Here is an 18,889-nt window from a genome sequence, read left to right on the forward strand (position 1 = left end):
TCTTTATCAAATAGTCCATACTAGGTTTATCTATGTTTGAACTGCTTCTTCTTTTTAGTGCCGGACTTCTTGGCGGTATGGTTAACTCGATCGCCGGTGGCGGTAGTTTTATCACCTTCCCGGCATTGATGTTTGTGGGTATACCGCCCGTTAGTGCCAACGCTACCAATACTTTTGCTTCCTGTGGCGGTTACTTAAGTGGCGCTTATGCTTTTAAGGACGATTTACGCGCCCACAAAAAAGAATTACCCAAGCTCATCTTTATTGCTCTGCTCGGCGGTGTTTTGGGCGCTTGGCTGCTACTGCAAATTCCTGAAGACATGTTCCGGACATCAATCCCATGGTTATTATTATTCGCGACACTCTTGTTTATTTTTGGTGGCCGCATTAACGCTTCATTGAAAAAACTCGGCACTCGTCATCGTCACGCCTCGGCAGTAGGAAAGGTTTTGCTGGCGCTAACTTTATTTGGAATTTGTGTGTACGGCGGCTTTTTTAACGCAGGACAAGGCATTATTACGTTGAGTTACTTGGCGCTCGCAGGTTACACCAATATCAACGCAATGAATGGTATTAAGCTGCTACTTTCGACGGTTGTGGCGTTAGTCGCCATTGCCTTATTCATCTACAACGATGCCATAGCTTGGTTTGAAGGGTTGATTGTCCTAGCTGGGGCGCTAGTCGGCGGTTTTATTGCCGCCAACCTATCCAAAAAGCTGTCTCAACACCACGTGAGGCTTTTTGTGATTGTTGCCAGCATCGGCATAACGATTTATTTCTTTATCGATACTTATACAAAGGTAAGCTCATAGGATGGGTTAGGCGCAAGCCGTAACCCATCGGAGAGTCGCTTGCCAAAAGGCGAAACTTTAAAGTTACCCCAACTCGACAATCGGCCAGCGGGGCTTTGCTCGTACCGCTGGCTCTTCAAACTGATCTTTGCCTTCCAAAATAGCTTGATAACGACAGTAACCGGCATAAGCAATCATGGCGCCGTTATCAGTACAAAACTTAGGGCGAGGATAATAGGCTTTGCCACCCTTTGATTCGAGTAAGCCTGAGAGCTTAGCCCGCAAGGCAACATTAGCACTTACGCCACCAGCGACCACCAGGGAAGGTGGGAGTGCCGAAAATGCAGGATGCGATTTTCGGTCGACACCTAATCGTTTATGACCCGTTTGCTCTAAGGCTCTACGGCATTTGATAAAAATGGTATCAACCACAGCTTCTTGGAACGCGTAAGCGATATCGGCCATTGATTGCTCAGACTGATCAGAGTCGTTATATAAGTTCGCCACAGCGGTTTTTAATCCACTGAAACTAAAATCTAAGCCAGGTCTGTCGGTCATGGGTCGTGGTAACTTGTAAATACCAGCGCGGCCTTTTTCTGCAAGCGCGGCCAGTGCAGGGCCACCGGGATAACCCAACCCCATGATTTTTGCGGTTTTATCAAAAGCCTCGCCAGCAGCATCGTCGATTGATTCGCCAAGAATTTCATACTGACCTAAGCCTTGCACATCGACTAATAACGTATGGCCTCCGGATACCAGTAATGCCACAAACGGAAAGTCTGGTTTGTCATCTTCAAGCATTGGCGCAAGTAGGTGCCCTTCCATGTGATGCACACCAATCGCAGGAATATCCCATGCATAAGCAAGACTCCTGCCAACGCCAACACCAACAAACAAAGCACCGATTAAACCTGGGCCTTTGGTGTAAGCTATGGCGTCAATATCCTCTTTAGTACAGTTGGCCTGCTTTAATACTTCTTTAACCAACGGAATCGTCTTTCGGACATGGTCTCGCGAAGCTAGCTCAGGCACTACGCCACCATATTCCGCATGCAGTTCAACTTGACTGTACAATGCATCACCAATGATTCCTCGTTCAGAATCGTAGATAGCCACACCAGTCTCATCACAAGACGTTTCAATACCGAGTATTTTCAATGCAAATTCGCTTTAAATGTTCACCAATACAATGCAGGAATTATATAGAAATAATGCTTCTTAAGCGAGTCGCCGCTATGACACAAAAAATTGCTCATCAGATGTTATAAACTAGAACGATTTCATAGTTTATCGCGCATCTTCTCGTTACCTTAGCCCTCTACCATATAGGGGGAACAACATGAAAAAAACCATAATACACGCGGCTGTCGTGGCAACACTTGCAGCCAGCTACTCTACAAGCGTCCAATCTGCGGAAGACGCAAAAGCCGCCCAAGGCAAAGAGGAAAGCAAAAAAGCTGAAACCATGATCGTCACCGGTACTCGCGTTAGCGGTCGTACGATTGAGGATACGGCAGTTCCAGTCGACATCATCACCAGCGAGATTATTCTTGAATCTGGCGCCAGCGAAGTCGGCGAACTGCTACAAAAGCTCGCACCATCCTTCAACTTCTCACGCACCACGGTGAGTGACGGTACCGATATCATTCGCCCAGCCACTTTGCGCGGTCTTGGGCCTGACCAAGTGTTAATTCTGGTCAACGGTAAACGTCGTCACAGCCAAGCTTGGGTCAATATCCAACAGACCATCGGTCGTGGCTCTGCCGGTACCGATATTAACTCAATTCCAGTATCTGCGATTGAGCATATCGAAGTGCTACGCGATGGCGCGGCAGCCCAGTACGGCTCTGATGCGATCGCTGGTGTGATCAATATCATCCTCAAAGGTGGCGGTGCAGGAACCACACTGTCTGGCAAGTGGGGCGAAACCAAACAAGGCGATGGCCAAGTCAACCAAGTATCTGCCAACAGCACCATCGAGCTGGGCGATACTGGCTTTTTAAACCTTACTGCCGAATTCCGAGATCGTGGGGCTACTAATCGTGCTGGCATCAGTAACCGCAAAGATCGCGTGATCATGCGCTTAGGTGACTCGTCTTCTGAAAATAAATACCTATTCTTTAATGGTGAAGCCGGCATTGCCTACTTCTTCGGCGGCGTTTCAAACCGTTCTGGTCAGTCAGGCGGCTTCTATCGTTTTGAAGATCGCGCCGATCGTAACGTGCCACAAGTCTATCCTGATGGGTTCTTGCCGCTGCAAAACACAACGGTAAAAGATACCTCGCTGGCGTTTGGTATCCGTAACTTCATCGGCGACTCATCGTGGGAGTATGATATCAGCGCCGTTTATGGCGATAACCAATTCTCCTTCGCGGCGTCAAACTCACTTAACGCATCAATCGCTGCCGAGTACCTACAAAATAACCCAGGCGCAACTGATGCAGACATTCGTGCCAACGCTGGCCCTACTTCGGCAGACAGCGGTAACATTAATTTCACACAGCGTACCTATAACTTCGACTTAAATGGCGCTCTCGACTGGGGCTGGTATGACGATATTTATCTCGCCACTGGTTTAGAGTATCGCGAAGAAGACTATGGCATCAGAGCCGGTGATCTCGTCTCTTACTCCTGCGGTTATACTGGCGATACCAACAATCCCTTCCCATCAGTCATTGATCCAAGCGTTGCCGCGGCCTGTGGTATGCAAGGCTTCCCAGGCTATAGCCCAGAAATCGCAGCCTCAAGCCAGCGTGAACGCGACAATTATGCAGTATATTTAGACGTTGAAACGAATTTAAGCGACAATTTCTTGCTTGGAGTCGCCACTCGCTACGAAGATTTTAGCGATGCCGGCGACGCGACCACGGGCAAAGTGTCCGCTCGTTGGGATGTCACAGAATCCTTAGGTTTGCGCGGCGCCGTATCGACGGGATTCCGCGCCCCAAGTTTAGCTCAGCGCTCTTTCACCACGGTATTTACGGATGTTGATGGTACGGAACTGTCTCAAACTTTCCATGCCCCTGAAGGGAGTGTCTTCGCTTCCGCCTACGGCGTTGATCAGCTTGAGCATGAATCATCAGAGAACATCAGCTTAGGTATGGTGTACAGCCCTGGTAATGGTTTGAGCGTGTCTTTAGACGCTTACCAAATCGATATCGAGGATCGCATTGTGCTTGGAGGCGGTCTCAACGGACAGAATGCCGACGCCAATGGTAATCCTGTCGTCAATCAAGAAGCCTTAGATTTTCTTAACGCTAATGGCTACAACAAAGGTCAGTTCTTCTCTAACGCCATTGACACTGAAACCTTTGGGGCGGACTTAGTCTTGACCTATGACTGGGCGACGGATCAATGGGGTGACTTCACCTTTACATGGCTAACTCACTACAACCGAACCGAGATTAAAGAGATTAATGCTCCAGAAGGCGTCTTACCTGAAACCTTATTCTCGCAAGCACAGGTTGATAATGTTGAAACGGGGCAACCGCGTCAACGTTTATTGCTTGGCTTAGACTGGGACATCAATAACTGGTCAACCTCCCTCAAGGTTAATCGTTACGGTAAGGTTAAGACGTCGTTCTTCACCTGTCAGGGCCTTGGTATTCCAACGGAGAACCCAGACGTGTGTAATGGCGCTCTTGGAATCGACCCATCGCCAGCCGTTCGCTCAAGTGCAAAGTGGTTAGCCGATCTAGAAGTGCGTTATAACTTCGATAATGGCGTCAAGTTGACCATCGGAGGCAATAACATAACCGACCAATACCCAGATAGATTACCTGACAATGCGGTTCACCGTTTCATCAGTGATGCCCCTGAATTTGGTAATTACATCTACCCGTGGGAGTCGACTCCATTCGGAATTAACGGTGCTTTTTACTACGTAAAACTCGACTACAGCATCCAATAAGCAAAAAAAAGGCCCTAAATGGGGCCTTTTCTTTGATCTTTGCCGCAAAAATGTTTAAAATTTGCGCCCTTCTTGAGTTGTTTTATATAGCTCAAAAGGATAACACTTTGATTTTATTAACATTAACTTAAGGTTAGGTGATTTTTAATGCCAAGCGTAAGAGTAAAAGATAACGAGCCATTTGACGTTGCATTACGTCGCTTCAAGCGCTCATGCGAAAAAGCAGGTATTTTGGCTGAAGTTCGTAAGCGTGAACACTACGAAAAGCCAACATCTGTACGCAAGCGTGAAAAAGCAGCGGCGGTTAAGCGTGCAGCGAAAAAAGTAGCTCGCGAAAACGCTCGTCGCATTCGCTTGTATTAAGAGCTTATTTTATAAATAAGTAGAGGGTAGCCGTGTCAGCAATACATGATCGTCTTAAAGAGGCAATGAAAGATGCCATGCGCGCTAAAGCAAAAGAGCGCTTGAGCACCATTCGCCTGGCTTTATCTGCTATTAAGCAGGTTGAAGTCGATACTCGTGAAACGCTAGATGACACGGCCGTTCTTGCTATCTTAGACAAGCTCGTTAAACAACGTCGCGACTCAATTACACAATACGAAGATGCTGGACGCCAAGAGCTAGCAGACGTCGAAAAAGCTGAAATCGACGTACTTCAAGAATTCCTTCCTCAACCTCTGACTGACGATGAAGTCAATGCCTTGATCGATGATGCTGTCGCCAAGACAGGTGCTGAGTCGATGAAAGATATGGGCAAAGTCATGGGGATGTTAAAACCACAGCTTCAAGGTCGTGCCGACATGGGTGCGGTGAGTGGTAAAATTAAGGCTCGTCTGTCTTAATAAGACTTTTCTATTTACAAACTAGGTAAAGTTTCTAGGCTCTGCTATGATTGAGTCAGTAAACATTATTGTCTCATAAAACGTTACTCTCTAAGTAAAACTAAATGGCCCTGATCCCTCAGCAGTTTATCCAAGAACTCCTGGCTCGAATCGATATTGTCGATTTGATTGATTCTCGTGTGCCTTTAAAAAAAGCTGGCACCAACTACAAAGCCTGCTGTCCATTTCATGGTGAAAAAACACCTTCCTTTACCGTAAGCCAAGACAAACAGTTCTATCACTGTTTTGGTTGCGGTATGCATGGCAACGCGATTGGCTTTGTCATGGAGTATGACCGCCTGGAATTCCCAGACGCTGTTGAAGAACTCGCTTCCAGTTTAGGGATGGAGGTGCCGCGTGATGAAAGCGCTCCAAACCGCCCCAAAGTAGATGTCAGCCTCTATGAACTGATGGAAAAAATCGCTAAGTTCTATCATCGACAATTAAGTGCCCCTAAGGGCAAAGAAGCCGTGGAGTACCTTAAAAAGCGAGGTCTAAGTGGCGAAATCGCCAAGCAATTTACCATTGGTTATGTGCCGGGCGAATGGCGCAACTTAGAACAAATATTCCCTAAGCTCGGTACTGATCAGAAGTTGCAGAAACAATTAATCGACTGTGGAATGCTAATTAAGAAGGAAAACTCTGTCTATGATCGTTTTCGTGATCGCATCATGTTCCCGATTAAGGATAAACGAGGACGAGTGATAGCCTTTGGCGGACGCATCATTAACGACGGCGAGCCGAAATACCTCAACTCTCCCGAGACCCCAATTTTCCATAAAAGTAATGAACTGTATGGACTCTATCAGGCACGTCAAGCTAACCGTAAATTAAAGCGACTACTCATCGTTGAAGGCTATATGGATGTTGTGGCTCTGGCGCAGTTTGGCATCACTAATGCCGTTGCGACACTGGGAACAGCGACCACAGAGAGTCACTTGCAGCAACTTTTTCGGACCACTCGTGAACTTGTTTTATGCTTTGATGGTGACAGAGCCGGGCGTGACGCAGCGCTTAGAGCTTTAGAGCATGGCTTGTCACAACTGCGCGATGGCCGTGAAATTAAATTGATGTTCTTACCCGATGGCGAAGATCCTGATTCCATGGTACGCCAGGTCGGCAAAGAAGAATTTATTGAGCAGGTCGAAGCCTCTACCCCGCTTTTCGAGTTTTTATTGGACCATTTGGCTGGTCAGGTCGATTTAGACTCCGTATCAGGCAGAGGCCAATTAGTTCATCTTGCAAAACCGTACTTGGAAAAAGTCACCGACCCGATTTATCATGAATTTTTTAGTAATGCTTTAGCTAACAGAGCTCAGCTGTCTGTTGAGAAATTAGAAAAAATCATCGCCCAGCCGAAACAAGAGCCGCGCAAAGAAGTTAAGCCTCAACCTCAGCAAAACTCTGCTAAAGCGAATAAAACCATACAGTTAGCACTTACTTTACTGCTACAAAAGCCCTCTTTGGGCCTACAAGTTAGCAACTTTGCCTGGTTAAAAACTTTGCCTGAAAAAGGGCCAGCACTGTTACAGCAACTCCTTGAAATTATTCATAACAACCCCAATATCACTACAGGAACCTTGCTTGAACATTGGCGCCAGCATGAAAAGCTGTATGACAGGCTTTCTCAGCTCGCTATCACTGAACGTGAAGAACGCATGCAGGGCAACGAACAGGCGGAACTTCAGGATTGCATGAAGCAACTGTTACGCCAAGCCCAGACCCAACGTCTGGACTACCTCAGGTTAAAGGATAAACAGTCAGGTCAAAAGCTAACGGCTACAGAAAAGTCCGAATACCAGCAATTACTATTGTTGGCCAAACAAAAGCCCCGCAAAGACTAGAAAACCTAGTGCTTGCTGAGATGGGGGCTAATTCTGTATAATTTGCGGTTCGCCATGCGTCAACCGCAAGGGTTTATTGCGTCTTACGCAACCCCCAAGATTTTGTTCGCAAATGGTGTGTGATCACAACAAAGGTATTCTAGATGTCAGAGAATTCGCAACAGTCACAGCAGTCGCAGTTAAAACTACTCATTGCGCGTGGTAAAGAACAAGGCTTTTTAACGTACGCCGAGGTCAATGACCATTTACCGCCGGATATCGTTGATCCTGAACAGATCGAAGATATCATCCGCATGATTAACGACATGGGGATTCAGGTCTATGAAACAACGCCTGATGCCGATGAGTTAATTATCAACGACGAGTCTGTTACTGATGAAGAAGCAGCTGAAGAAGCAGCCGCCGCCTTAGCCAGCGTTGATGGCGAGTTTGGCCGTACTACAGACCCAGTGCGCATGTACATGCGTGAGATGGGTAGCGTTGAGCTCCTAACGCGTGAAGGTGAGATTGATATCGCCAAGCGTATTGAAGAAGGCATTCGCCAAGTTCTAACGGCTGTCGGTAACTACCCTGACACGGTTCGTATCTTGCTTGAAGAGTACGAGCAGTATAAAAATGAATTTATTCGACTCACTGACATCGTCACTGGTTTCCTTGATGGTGAAGAGGCGGAGTTCGTCCAAGAAGAATCCGAAGCAGCTCAAATTGCTAATGCTAATGCCGCCGAAGCTGATGACGACGACATCGATGACGATGAAGACGACGATGATGATGATGATTCGACAGAAGTTGATACTGGACCAGATCCAGAGGAAGCGGAGCAACGCTTCTCTGAGCTGTCCAAGCAGTATGACAAAACCGTAAAAGCTATTAAGCGTTACGGCCGTGATCACAAATCATCAGCAAAACAGCTTGAAGCGATGCGTGAACACTTCATGAACATCAAACTTGCGCCACGCATGTTTGAATACTTAGTACAAAACCTTCGTACTAAGATGGATGGTATCCGTGAGCAAGAGCGCTACATCATGCACCTTGCTATTAAGAAATCACGCATGCCTCGCAAGACCTTTATCTCAACCTTCTCAGGCGCAGAAACAAACCCTGAGTGGTTAGATGGTCACTTGGCGAAAAAGAGTAAGTACTCGGAAGCACTAGCCGAGTTCGCAGAAGATATTCGCAAAGCTCAACGCAAGATGCAGCTAGTCGAAGAAAGCTGTGATTTATCCGTGCTTGAGATTAAAGAAGCCAACCGTGAAATGTCCATCGGCGAAGCTAAAGCTCGTCGTGCAAAGAAAGAAATGGTTGAAGCCAACCTTCGTCTGGTTATTTCAATTGCTAAGAAATACACAAACCGCGGCTTACAATTCTTGGATCTTATCCAGGAAGGTAACATCGGCTTAATGAAAGCGGTTGATAAGTTTGAATACCGTCGTGGTTATAAGTTTTCGACCTATGCAACTTGGTGGATTCGTCAGGCCATTACGCGTTCGATCGCTGACCAAGCACGAACTATTCGTATCCCGGTGCACATGATCGAAACCATTAACAAGCTAAACCGTATTTCTCGCCAGATGCTTCAGGAAATGGGCCGTGAGCCACAACCGGAAGAATTGGCAGAACGTATGGAAATGCCGGAAGACAAAATCCGCAAAGTCTTGAAGATTGCCAAAGAGCCAATCTCGATGGAAACACCAATTGGTGATGATGAAGATTCACATCTTGGTGACTTTATTGAAGACTCGACGATCGACTCTCCAGTAGATGCCGCTACAGGCGAAAGCTTAAAAGAAGTAACGGACGAAATCCTTGCGGGCCTAACAGCACGTGAAGCGAAAGTTCTTCGTATGCGCTTCGGTATTGATATGAATACTGACCATACGCTCGAAGAAGTCGGTAAACAGTTCGATGTCACTCGTGAGCGTATTCGTCAGATTGAAGCAAAAGCGTTACGAAAATTGCGTCATCCAAGTCGTTCTGAAAAGTTACGTACTTATATTGACGAGTAGTACTCTTTAATCAATCGGATTTATACCGATTTGATATTGCACGCGCAGGCGTTTTCTCGTAAACTCCTGCGCGTTAACATTTTTAGCGTCACTGTTTCTCAGTTGACCTACTCAAAATGGGCCCATAGCTCAGTTGGTTAGAGCATCCGACTCATAATCGGCAGGTCCCCCGTTCAAGTCGGGGTGGGCCCACCATTTAAAATCATTGATCCTTCCCTGACTTTCCATAACAATGAACGAAAACAAAGGGAGCACACCACGCCATGCAGTCATGGGCATCAAAACTCTATAATCTATGGGAGCTGACAAGAAGTAGCTTATTTTATGTTCCTGTCATCATATCGTTAATGTTTATTGGTGGGATTCTTCTAATATTCAGGCTTGAGCTTTCTTATACCGAGTATGTACAAAAGCTAGACTTCCTTTACGCAGGTTCCACCGAAGACGCGAAAACCATTCTTCAAACGATACTCTCTGCGCTTATTACCATGACCACCTTAGTGATATCAATAACCATGGTGGTGCTCAGTTTATCCGCTTCCCAGCTAGGGCCAAGACTGATAAAAATCTTTATGAGTAGTCGCCTAACTCAAATCTATATCGGTGTTTTCTTTGGCAGTATTGCGCTAACGCTAACCCTACTGATTTTACTGCATGATCAATCTACCTTTGAACAACCACCCAAACTCACTATTAGTTGCTGCTTTGTTTTAACCTTTATCAACCTTTTTGTATTGCTTGGATACGTTAACCATGTTGCTCGCTCAGGAATTGCCGACACGACGATCGAACGAGTTACTCAAGAGCTGGAGCATTCGCTTTCACGACTGACTGACAGCGCAAGAGACCATACAGAACATTCAACCGCCCCCCAAATACCAAAGCATTACTCAGAGAATCAACGTGATATTTATAGTTCATGCAGCGGCTATATTCAAAATATACAGTACCCAGCGTTGGTTGAGCTGGCTAACAAGCATGACCTTCTGATCAACATTGAATGTCGCGCTGGAGACTATGTATTTACTGGGCAAAAAGTTGGGACTCTCTTTCCCAAAGAGCATGCTCAGGCAGAGGTTGAGATCTGTATTGTCGAATGTATTGATGTTGGCTCCAACAAAACAGGCACTCAAGATATTGAGTATTCTATAAGACACTTAGCAGAAATTGGGTTACGAGCCCTGTCACCTGGTATTAACGACAACTTCACAGCCATCACTGTCTTGGATAAATTATCAGGGGTATTGAGCAAAGCCCTAAGCAAAGACTTACCACAACACATTTATCATGATCAGAAAAATCAATTAAGGCTCATCGGTAAATCTGTGACTCAATCAGATATTGTTGATAGCGCCCTTTCACAAATCAGAGACGCTGGAAAAACGAAACCTGACGTCTTACACCACCTGATTCAGTTAATAGGAACTATCAGTCAAACATTAAAGTCAGAAAGCGCTCAACAAGCTCTAAACCAACAGGTAGATCTTATTAAGCAACATATCCATGATCATTTTCATAACAAAGAAGAAGAAACTTACCTTTTAGAAACATTAGAAAAGTATTCACTGTAACTAACCTGCCCCTAAAAAGGCATCGAATACAAGCATGGCGCTCAGCCATAACGATTAATTTTGAGCTAGCTCAAACGTTCCTTCATACCTACGCTAGACATAAGCGCCGCCGACAACCCGATATCACCCAACGATCTATTTATCCTCCACCGCTACACGCTGATAATAGAGTCGATAGAAGTGCTAAAACTGTCCATGGAGGCTTTGTAGGAGCTTTGAAGCGTTATACCCTACCCCTTGCTTAAAGACATAGAGCACATCTCTTATAGAGCGACTTTTCCTTAAGTCACCATCGAGTATGACAAAATCTGCTCGCGCACCTTTCTTGATCGATCCAATGTCATCTCTTTTTAAAATTTTCGCACCATTCGAAGTCATGACTTGTACCGCTTCGCTAGTACTAAAACCAGCCTCAAGTAGCAACTCATAATTTCTCTGATCACCGAAGCCAGGCAATACAAACCGTCCAGCATCAACCCCTGCGCCAAGCAAGCCTCCTTGCTTGTAAAAAAGGTATTCAAACTCCATAATTCGACTGAGCCTCTTCTCACGTTGTACGTCTTTTTCTCCTTTAGCATTCTCTCGCATAGCTTCATATCGCCGCTTCATTACATCGCTCATAACAGTTAAACTTTGTCTGTCCGCTACGGCTCGGTGTGAAATGCTTGACTCATAAATGGCAAGCGTAGAGGTCATGAATGTTTTGTTTGAAACCATCAACTCAATTAGTGAACTGACGGCATCATTACCTAGGTCCAAACGGTCAATATATCCCCGACTTCCATTGCACTGCCCAGGCTCTTTATCTTTTCTAAAATCGCTGACACTATTGAAGCCATGCTGTACACCATCAATTCCCATGTCTACAGCTTGCCTATAAGTCACTGAGCACAAGTGCCCTGTGACAAAGCCTCCTCTTTGATGCACCTCTGTAATAATGGTTCTTAACTGCTTTGGCGTAATATGACGGTATACTTTGAACCACTTAACACCACGCTCCATCCAGTTTTCGATAATGTCACTTATGTTATCGTCATCGGTAGCATTAACCATACTTTGATGACCTTTAGGTCCATCAAAATACGGACCACTAGGTACAATTTCAGGACCAATATCTTGCCGCGACTCAATGCTTTGAGCTAGAGCAAGTTCTTGCTCAGGAAATGCCGCTCCTACGGTCTGAATGGTCGTCACTCCTGAGGCTAGGTAAAGTTTGGCTAGAGTCTTTCCTTTAAAATCCTGTCCGGGAGTTTGCAAATGGTTGTGCACACCAACAATACCCGGAATAACCGTTTTATTCTTTACATCAATAACCTTGTAACCATCAGGTATCGCTGTGTGATTGTCGTTACCAACACTCTGAAACTTGCCACCTTTGATCAATATGGTTTGATTTTCTTTTATTTCACCACCTTGGCCATCAAGTAGCGTGGCATGAATCAGTGCCAGTTTCGTCTGATTATACTCAACAAATTCACCAGCATTCGCAGTGAGTGACAGCCACAGCAACACGATGAAATATCGCAACTGATTAATCATGCTTTTTCCTTAGCCTGTTAGTTTTCATTGCTTAGATTCGGCTTGCTTAAGACTTCTTGCTCAAAGCGTTGCTGTAAATACTTTTCATCCAAAGTTTTATGCCACAAACCTTTTCTCTGCCCTTTACCTATAGCCACTTCACCGATCCTACCTGGATTAAATTTAAGAACAGTATCCGTTTCGAAGTGAGCAATATCATCTGTGTAGGCTTCTTCGGGAGTAATAATTTTCCAACCACGCTGACGGAGCTCATCAACTAGATCTCCAATAAACAACGCAGAAATATCCATCTCGTGCAACAACAAAACATGCTTTGGTGATCGCTCTAGGTGTTTTTCCGCTAATTCATCGTAATACTCAATCCCCTCCATGAGAACACTCACATAGAAACGACTCATGCGATCCATATCAATATTCATGCTTTGTTTTATTGATTCCTGGAATAGCGACTCAATATACCAGTCATAATTATTTAAGGTAATGTAAGCATTTCGATACCCGTGCTCATACAAAAGACTTCTCATGCCATCACGCTTATCTTTTGTATCGCCTTCCCTTAGATAAGGAAAACGAAACCACTTTTCGAAGTTATCAAACTGACTCAAACGTTTATCTGCTTTTAAAAAATCAGCAGAATATTCATCAAGCGACAATTTATTGATATCTGGATGGCTATGAGTATGGTTAGCAATAATATGCCCAGCATCATTGTATGACTTAAGCCTTTTTATGCCCTCATCATCCAAGCGCTTACTCACTGAAAAGAATGCAACCTGCTCAACCTTGTGGTCTTTGAGTGCTTTTATTAAGGTTTTTGCTCTCGTGGGCCCATCGAAATAACCTGAAGCTCCTCGTGGTGAGTCATCAAAGGTAATAGCTATCTCTTTTGAAAAAAGAGCAAAGCTCAGTAAATAGCTCAATAATAAGACAGAGATTTTATAATAGTATGACATCCGTATTCTCGATTAATAATTATTAAGTAGTTGGAGCAATTGATTGTACTTAAGTTCCTGTGCTAGCATCTTTACGCTTTCACATATCAGGAAATATTAAAACAATCACATAAGGAGATACACATGAGAGCTTTTAAAGCTTTACTTTCCACCCTATTGCTGTGCTTATTCACTCTATCTGCACAAGCAGGCACTGCACAATACGAAATCTACCACCCAGTCCATGGCTCTACCGTTCCTTTTCCTAACTTAGATCTTAACGGAGTAGAAACGATAAAGGTGCACACCTCTAATTCGATCCATGATCCAATGGAAAACATCGACTACCTAGAGCTGGTATTCAAGAATGCAACTAACTTGGTCGCAAAAAACTTTAAGAAGGAAGATGACTCCTATAGTGGCTCACAGGTGTATAGAGCCGTAGTACAGGATGCTTGGGTTTACAGCAAAGTTATCGTGAAAGTGACTACTGACGGTCCAATTTCTGGAGGTAAGAACTTATTCATTGAGCTCGAAGTCGCCGAACTAACCTATGAGTTAAACGACCCAGTTTATTCTCATGGAGTGGTCATATTTAATGCGGACGGCATTTTGAGTGACGTCACCCCGACGGTTGTAGCTGATGTAGAAACTGTAACCCATCAAAACGACGAGTTATCATTGACTCTTCATCAAAAACCAAAGTTTGACGAGTTCACCGGTGAAGGTTTTAAGATTAAAGCCAACTGGATGGGCCATGGTGAAAGAACTCTAACAATTCCTGCACCATTTTCTTCTGAAGAATACTCTTTCTTTAGGGCAGCAGGTATCGAAGTTCAGTCAGAGACGTTCCCTGATGGTTTTGTCGAACATCAATTCAGAATAAAGTACGAAGATGCTTTTGGCGGATATACACAGTACACTCCATTCGAGTCACTCAATATGTATATCGATCAAGCTTACCAAGCAACCCCATAAACAACCTCATATGTGGAAGCAGGCGTAGGATATCCTACGCCACTGATCCCTTCATTAATTTTAGTTAAAGCTCTCAGGCCTTCCTATTTCACAAAAGCTTTTTTCACCCAATGCTTAACGTGTGTGGCTTTATAGTACATCAATGGTACTAGCACTAGGGTTACTGCTGTGGACAGCAAGATACCAAACCCTAGCGATACGCCCATTGGAATCAAGAATTGTGCTTGAGTGGACTTCTCGAAAATTAATGGCATCAAACCAGCAAAAGTCGTTAATGAGGTCAGCATCACTGGACGTAAACGTCGAACTCCAGCATGTAGAACCGCATCCAACAATGACTCTCCGTACTTGCGACGCTGTTGGTTGATATAGTCGACCAACACTAACGAGTCATTAACCACAACTCCCGTTAGCGCCAACATTCCCATCATACTCATGATTGATAAAGGCATTCCCATGATCCAGTGACCAATGGTAGCCATCGCTGCTCCAAAAGGAATCACAGCCATCACAACGAAGGGCTGTACGTAAGACTTGAAAGGGATGGCTAACAGTATGTATATCGCGAAGAGCACGAAGCCGAGACTGATCAGTAAATTATAGTTTGACTCTTCTTGATCCCTAGCCTCACCTTCTAAACTAAAGGCCACGCCAGGATACTTTGACACTATGTTGGTGGCGTCGGTGATAATTCGACGCTTGATCGCTTCAATATCGGCATTTTCTTTATCGACATCCGCAGTAATATTTAGCGTTCTCTGACGATCAATGCGATAAATCGTTGCGGGACTTTTGCCATAGGATAACTCTGCTAACTGTGACAGAGGAATTTTTGCCCCCGAAGGCGTATTGATCAGTAAGCTATTCAATCCCTCCAAGCTTCCGCGCTCCTCTTGCGCCAGTCGCAACATTACCCGCACATCTTCACGACCACGCTGGATTCGCTGGACCTCCACTCCAAAGTAGGAGCTTCGCACTTGTCTCGCTAAATCACTGAGACTTAACCCCAGAGTTTCCGCCTGCGGCTTAAGGTTAAACTGAATTTCTTGTTTACCCTTACTAAAACTATCAGCGATATCAAACACCCCAGAAACCGTAGACAAACTCTCCTTGACCTCGGTAGCAGCCGCATTTAATCGGTTAATATCCGAGCCACGCAGTTGCACATCAATGGGGTCGCTGCTGCGGCCAATCTCAGCTCTAAAAGTCAGCGTTTCAACACCGGGCAAAGGGCCGATCAATTCACGCCACTCGGCGACCAAGCCGGTACTGGTAATTGACTCATCACGTTGCTCTGGCGGCTTCATTTCCAACATCACGCGACCAATATTTGAAGATGCCGAACCACCGCCCCAAGTTGATCCGCTCGATGAAAAAATGTGTTCAATAACGGAGTCACCTTCGTCGTTGCGATACTTTTCCTGTAAGCGCAACGCAGCGTTGGTAATGGTCTCAATGTAGGAGTCAGTAACTTCAAACGGAGTTCCTTCCGGCATTTGTAGCGACACACGTGCAATTTCACTTTGAATGCGTGGGAAGTAAACAAACCGAGTAATCCCACTCGAAATCGTCGCCCAGACTATCAGCAGAATCGATACAAAAATAACTAAACTCAAGAACCAGCGATGCAACACAAAAGCGAGAACAGGCTTATAAAACTTTAAAATCGCACTTTCAAAACCCTTAGCGAATTTCTGTTGATAGTGAATAATTATATTGGGTTTCTTGCGTTCGCTCTTCGGCTTTGTATGACCAATATGGGCCGGTAAAATTAACTTCGATTCTATCAAAGAGAAAATCAACACCGGTATGACAATGTACGGGATCTGAGAATAAAAGACGCCCCAGCCGCCGCCCATAAAAGCCAGCGGCAAGAATGCGACCATCGTCGTGATCACACCAAAGGTGACAGGAACCGCCACCTCTTTGGTTCCATTGATAGCGGCATCTAAAGGTTTGTCACCTTTATTCAGATGGTTATAAATATTTTCACCCGTAACGATAGCATCATCAACCACAATGCCAAGGACCAGGATAAACGCAAACAAACTAATAAGGTTTACACTAATACCAAGCTCGGGCATGAAAATCATGCCTCCGGCAAAGGCGATGGGGATACCTAAGCTAACCCATAAAGCAATACTCGGTCTCAAGAATAACGCCAGTAGCAAAATAACCAATAACCCACCTTGGATGGCGGAACTGACCAAGGTGCTCAACCGAGCCTCTAACGGCTCCGATCGATCACGCCATACCGACAAGCTGACTCCCGCTGGAAGTTCCTCCACTTTATTGTCTACGTAATCCGTAACGCGCTTCGAAACATCAATGGTACTTTGCGTGCCGGTACGATAAATTTCCAGCTCAATTGATGGTTTTCCATCAAAACGAGTATTGATATTTTCCTCTTCAAACCCATCCCGAACTTCTGCTAAATCACCGAGCTCTAATATGGTGCCATCAGTGCGAGTTAAAATCGGTATGCGCGTAAACTGCTCTCGCGTATAGGACTGCCCTTTAAGACGCAACAAAATATCACCACGCTCTGACCGTACCTGTCCCGCTGATAAGTCGAGCGATCGTTGATTCACTGCATTGGCGACATCTTGTAGCGTTAAGTTATACTCATTTAATTGAGCTTGGTTAAATTCAATAGCGATTTCATAGGAACGAACGCCAGAGGTTTCGATCTGGGATAAGCCAGGCAACGATGCTATTTCTTGTTGAATAATTTCAGCATAACGTCTTAAATCTTTTTCCGGCAAGTCGCCACTAACAACCACGCTAATCGCTTCGCGGCGTCTGATGGACTGCGAAATAATCGGTTTTTCAGCTTCCAACGGTAAAGTGTTTAAGGCATCAACACGACTTTTTACTTGATCGAGTAAATCTTTGACGTCATAGCCTTCTTCCACTTCGATGCTAACTCTGCCCATGCCTTCCGACGATACCGAGGATAACTGCTTGATCCCTTCTAGGTCGTATATCGCTTCCTCGACTCGGGTAGAGACCGTTTGCTCAACCTCCTCCGGCGTCGAGCCTCTAAATGGCACCGATACATTGATGTAATCAAATTCGATGCTAGGGAAGGTTTCGACAGTGACTCTTTGCCACATGGTGAAAGCGCCCGCAATCAGAATGACGAACATTAACAAGTTCGCCGCCACAGAATTTTTAGCAAACCAACTGATCATTTCGGCTACTCCACAGTAGAGTTTGTGGTGGCATTGGCTTCTGGATCACCCTCAGCCTTCATCGCGGCATCTTTCAAGCGAGCTTTTGCGCCATCTGCGACAAAAGTTAAGCGGGAAGTCACCAACTGCTCGCCCTCTTCGATTATTGGCTCTGACTTATTTGGCGCTATGACCGTATGTTTTTCATCTTGCCATAAGATATGAATGTCACGTCGACTAACGCTTTCATTGGCATAAAAGAATACCTGATCATCGGCGGTTAATACGGTTGAAGGCACGACCAGCACATCAGACAGCAACTCGCCCTCAATCTCGGCACTGACAAACTGTCCTACCTTTATTTTAGGGTTAGCGCTTAAAAAATCGGAGGGTAACTTAGCGGTGATATACCACTGGCGCGTTTGCTCATCAATCACACTATCACTTCTATCAAGGGGAACAATCCAAGACTCGGTTTCTCCAGCGAAGTCAGCTTCTAATTTAACTTGAGCAGCTTTCTTGTTAGGTGACTTTAAAAACTGAACTTTGTTACTTGGTACAGGCAGCCTAACTTCGAGCGAGTCACTCGAAAATATTGTCGCAACCGGAGTATTGCTATTTATCAACTCGCCAACGCTGACTAAGCGCTCAACAATATAGCCATCATATGGTGCTACCACGGTCGAGCGACTCAATGTGAGCTTGGCTTTTTCTAAACGAGCAATTGCCGCGTCCAGTTTAGCTTGTGCCGAAGCTAACTGCGGCTCACGTAAAACGAGGGCATTTGCCGTTTTATTAGGATTAATTTTTTTCCAGTCTTTTAGCGCCTGCTCTGAACGCGCTTTTTCTTCATTAAGTGCAAGCTGAGCGTTAGCAACTTCAGCTCTGGCGATACGGACTTCAATCTGATAATCCCTAGCGTCAATCCTTAATAACTCCTGTCCTTTAGCAATTGGCAGGCCGGTTTTAAAGTTTTCGGCAACTGACATCACTTGCCCAGAAACCTGCGCCACGAGCTGACTGGATGTTGAGGCTTCAATGTTACCGTAAGAGTCTATAAACACTTGATAATCTTCAAACTGTACCGGCCTAACCTCTACCGTTTCGACAGTTTCCGGAGCTTTGCGATTAAAGGCTTTAGGCTTACTACTCGTCATCACCTTGAATAAAACGATAACTCCAGCAAGGATGATGATGGGTAAAATAACCGATAACCAAAGATTTTTCTTTTTACTGTTCATAGACTTTTTCGTAAATAGTT

General features: G+C 45.1%; 13 protein-coding genes and 1 tRNA gene. 9 read left to right on the plus strand and 5 right to left on the minus strand.

Going from position 1 to position 18,889, the window contains the following annotated elements; all coding sequences use genetic code 11:
* Positions 1 to 32: 32 nt before the first annotated feature.
* Positions 33 to 812 (plus strand): sulfite exporter TauE/SafE family protein, encoded by a 780-nt coding sequence (locus ABD943_RS04090; RefSeq protein WP_345291904.1) that lies wholly within the window; start codon positions 33 to 35, stop codon positions 810 to 812.
* 63 nt (positions 813 to 875) lie between these two features.
* Here the strand turns inward: ABD943_RS04090 and tsaD are convergent, their stop codons facing one another.
* Positions 876 to 1,949 carry a tRNA (adenosine(37)-N6)-threonylcarbamoyltransferase complex transferase subunit TsaD gene (gene tsaD, locus ABD943_RS04095; RefSeq protein WP_345291905.1) on the minus strand — a complete coding sequence of 358 codons (1,074 nt, stop codon included), beginning with the start codon at positions 1,947 to 1,949 and terminating at the stop codon, positions 876 to 878.
* 181 nt (positions 1,950 to 2,130) lie between these two features.
* Between tsaD and ABD943_RS04100 the strand changes: the two genes are divergently transcribed.
* The 7 genes from ABD943_RS04100 (at position 2,131) to ABD943_RS04130 (ending at position 11,006) form a co-directional block, all read left to right on the plus strand.
* Entirely contained in the window at positions 2,131 to 4,701 is a 2,571-nt protein-coding gene (locus ABD943_RS04100; RefSeq protein ID WP_345291906.1) for a TonB-dependent receptor plug domain-containing protein, read from the plus strand.
* A gap of 147 nt (positions 4,702 to 4,848) precedes the next feature.
* Entirely contained in the window at positions 4,849 to 5,064 is a 216-nt protein-coding gene (gene rpsU, locus ABD943_RS04105) for a 30S ribosomal protein S21 (RefSeq protein ID WP_046560584.1), read from the plus strand.
* Positions 5,065 to 5,096: 32 nt separating this feature from the next.
* On the plus strand, positions 5,097 to 5,543 hold the full coding sequence (locus ABD943_RS04110; RefSeq protein WP_345291907.1) for a GatB/YqeY domain-containing protein: 447 nt from the start codon (positions 5,097 to 5,099) through the stop codon (positions 5,541 to 5,543).
* A 104-nt stretch (positions 5,544 to 5,647) separates the two neighbouring features.
* The gene (dnaG, locus tag ABD943_RS04115) at positions 5,648 to 7,426 is read left to right on the plus strand and encodes a DNA primase (protein ID WP_345291908.1); all 1,779 of its coding nucleotides are present in this window, start codon (positions 5,648 to 5,650) and stop codon (positions 7,424 to 7,426) included.
* Positions 7,427 to 7,569: 143 nt separating this feature from the next.
* Entirely contained in the window at positions 7,570 to 9,435 is a 1,866-nt protein-coding gene (rpoD, locus tag ABD943_RS04120; protein WP_345291909.1) for an RNA polymerase sigma factor RpoD, read from the plus strand.
* A gap of 118 nt (positions 9,436 to 9,553) precedes the next feature.
* Positions 9,554 to 9,630 (plus strand) — tRNA-Ile (locus ABD943_RS04125).
* 68 nt (positions 9,631 to 9,698) lie between these two features.
* Positions 9,699 to 11,006, plus strand: a complete 1,308-nt coding sequence (locus ABD943_RS04130) for a DUF2254 domain-containing protein (protein WP_345291910.1) — start codon at positions 9,699 to 9,701, stop codon at positions 11,004 to 11,006.
* A 183-nt stretch (positions 11,007 to 11,189) separates the two neighbouring features.
* Here the strand turns inward: ABD943_RS04130 and ABD943_RS04135 are convergent, their stop codons facing one another.
* On the minus strand, positions 11,190 to 12,545 hold the full coding sequence (locus tag ABD943_RS04135; protein WP_345291911.1) for an amidohydrolase family protein: 1,356 nt from the start codon (positions 12,543 to 12,545) through the stop codon (positions 11,190 to 11,192).
* Positions 12,546 to 12,562: 17 nt separating this feature from the next.
* A complete protein-coding gene (locus tag ABD943_RS04140) occupies positions 12,563 to 13,498 on the minus strand; it encodes a polysaccharide deacetylase family protein (RefSeq protein WP_345291912.1) in 936 nt (311 codons plus the stop codon).
* A gap of 123 nt (positions 13,499 to 13,621) precedes the next feature.
* Between ABD943_RS04140 and ABD943_RS04145 the strand changes: the two genes are divergently transcribed.
* Positions 13,622 to 14,455, plus strand: a complete 834-nt coding sequence (locus tag ABD943_RS04145; RefSeq protein ID WP_345291913.1) for a hypothetical protein — start codon at positions 13,622 to 13,624, stop codon at positions 14,453 to 14,455.
* Positions 14,456 to 14,538: 83 nt separating this feature from the next.
* On the opposite strand, the gene ABD943_RS04150 is transcribed toward ABD943_RS04145, so the two are convergent.
* Both ABD943_RS04150 and ABD943_RS04155 read right to left on the minus strand, forming a co-directional pair.
* Complete coding sequence (locus ABD943_RS04150; protein WP_345291914.1) at positions 14,539 to 17,649, minus strand: efflux RND transporter permease subunit; 3,111 nt, start codon at positions 17,647 to 17,649, stop codon at positions 14,539 to 14,541.
* Positions 17,650 to 17,654: 5 nt separating this feature from the next.
* Complete coding sequence (locus tag ABD943_RS04155; protein WP_345291915.1) at positions 17,655 to 18,869, minus strand: efflux RND transporter periplasmic adaptor subunit; 1,215 nt, start codon at positions 18,867 to 18,869, stop codon at positions 17,655 to 17,657.
* Positions 18,870 to 18,889: the final 20 nt, after the last annotated feature.

The organism is Kangiella marina, assembly GCF_039541235.1.
Taxonomy (GTDB): Bacteria; Pseudomonadota; Gammaproteobacteria; order Enterobacterales; family Kangiellaceae; genus Kangiella; species Kangiella marina.

What these genes read in the sequence shown, in the direction of transcription:
- ABD943_RS04090 (WP_345291904.1), top strand. Translation starts at nt 33, where the DNA reads ATGTTTGAACTGCTTCTTCTTTTTAGTGCCGGACTTCTTGGCGGTATG.
- ABD943_RS04100 (WP_345291906.1), top strand. Translation starts at nt 2,131, where the DNA reads ATGAAAAAAACCATAATACACGCGGCTGTCGTGGCAACACTTGCAGCC.
- rpsU (WP_046560584.1), top strand. Translation starts at nt 4,849, where the DNA reads ATGCCAAGCGTAAGAGTAAAAGATAACGAGCCATTTGACGTTGCATTA.
- dnaG (WP_345291908.1), top strand. Translation starts at nt 5,648, where the DNA reads ATGGCCCTGATCCCTCAGCAGTTTATCCAAGAACTCCTGGCTCGAATC.
- rpoD (WP_345291909.1), top strand. Translation starts at nt 7,570, where the DNA reads ATGTCAGAGAATTCGCAACAGTCACAGCAGTCGCAGTTAAAACTACTC.
- ABD943_RS04130 (WP_345291910.1), top strand. Translation starts at nt 9,699, where the DNA reads ATGCAGTCATGGGCATCAAAACTCTATAATCTATGGGAGCTGACAAGA.
- ABD943_RS04135 (WP_345291911.1), bottom strand. Translation starts at nt 12,545, where the DNA reads ATGATTAATCAGTTGCGATATTTCATCGTGTTGCTGTGGCTGTCACTC.
- ABD943_RS04140 (WP_345291912.1), bottom strand. Translation starts at nt 13,498, where the DNA reads ATGTCATACTATTATAAAATCTCTGTCTTATTATTGAGCTATTTACTG.
- ABD943_RS04145 (WP_345291913.1), top strand. Translation starts at nt 13,622, where the DNA reads ATGAGAGCTTTTAAAGCTTTACTTTCCACCCTATTGCTGTGCTTATTC.
- ABD943_RS04150 (WP_345291914.1), bottom strand. Translation starts at nt 17,649, where the DNA reads ATGATCAGTTGGTTTGCTAAAAATTCTGTGGCGGCGAACTTGTTAATG.
- ABD943_RS04155 (WP_345291915.1), bottom strand. Translation starts at nt 18,869, where the DNA reads ATGAACAGTAAAAAGAAAAATCTTTGGTTATCGGTTATTTTACCCATC.